The organism is Allochromatium palmeri (assembly GCF_009720725.1).
In the GTDB taxonomy this organism is placed as follows: domain Bacteria; phylum Pseudomonadota; class Gammaproteobacteria; order Chromatiales; family Chromatiaceae; genus Thermochromatium; species Thermochromatium palmeri.
Genome location: NZ_WNKT01000137.1, coordinates 1 through 969, shown reverse-complemented (window position 1 = coordinate 969; position 969 = coordinate 1). Strand labels below are relative to the sequence as shown.

Here is a 969-nt window from a genome sequence, read left to right as displayed (position 1 = left end):
GCTTCTTGCTTATGGCAGAGATATTTATTATATACTCAAACAGGTATTTTGTTAAAATTATTTAATAGATGTACTTATAGTCATGGCCAGCAGCATCTGGCCGCCCTGTTAGCGAGCCTGATCCTGTTGGCGTTCCTCGTCCATACCGTGCTCGACCGACTCCATCCCGGCTACCAGGCGGTGCGGCGTCACCTGCCGTCACGCCGCACCGTCTTCGAGCATCTGCGTGCACTGACCCAGTATCTGCCCTTTGACTCCTGGGAGCACCTGTTCGACTTCATGCTGGAGGCCCTTGAGCCAGCGCGGCCACCGCCCGCACGCCGCGCGGGCGCGAAGCGGGGGCAAATTTAGAATTGCTGGGTCTACGGTGTCGCCCTTTTTGTCGTGTGGACCCCACGCGGCGAAACGGGAGACGAACCTCATCTTATTTCAGTTCGCAAGGCGGTTCGTCGTCAACTACCCCGGCCTAAAGGGCGGAGCTTGTGAGAGCAAGCTGGGTTGACCAGCCTCAGCCCGCCTGACCAGGAGGGTCGAAAGGGGCTACGTGTGCAACAGGTCGTTAAGACTCACCGGCGGATGCTTCCTCAGTCCGCCGCTCTGAAAGGTCAGGATCATGCAGGCGAAAGGTAAAACGCCGAAGGTCTTGATCGCCGCGCAAGCGGGAGCCGGTTGCACACATTGGCGAGGGGAGCGACCACGCCGCGAGGCGTCGTCCGTCACCAGGCCCTTACGGGCAGAGCCTCGCGGCCCGGCAGGTGGAAAGCCTGCACCTGTTTCCGGCGGCTGCACTGTCGTAGCCGCTATCCCTCCCCGCCCTGAAGGACGGGGTTTCTCGCGGAGGAACTGATGAACTGATGTTACGCAGGAGGCCGAGGATCTGCTAGGTTGCGCAGATGAACCAAGACTTTCTCGAAATCTACACCGATTACCTGATCAGCACCTTTGGGTCGGCCACGGCCACAGGGTTAG

At 59.3% G+C, this 969-nt stretch carries 1 pseudogene; it reads left to right on the top strand.

Annotated features, from left to right (window positions below):
- Positions 1–351, top strand: a pseudogene (locus GJ668_RS20435) (hypothetical protein); the annotation flags it as partial.
- Between the last annotated feature and the right edge of the window lie 618 nt (positions 352–969).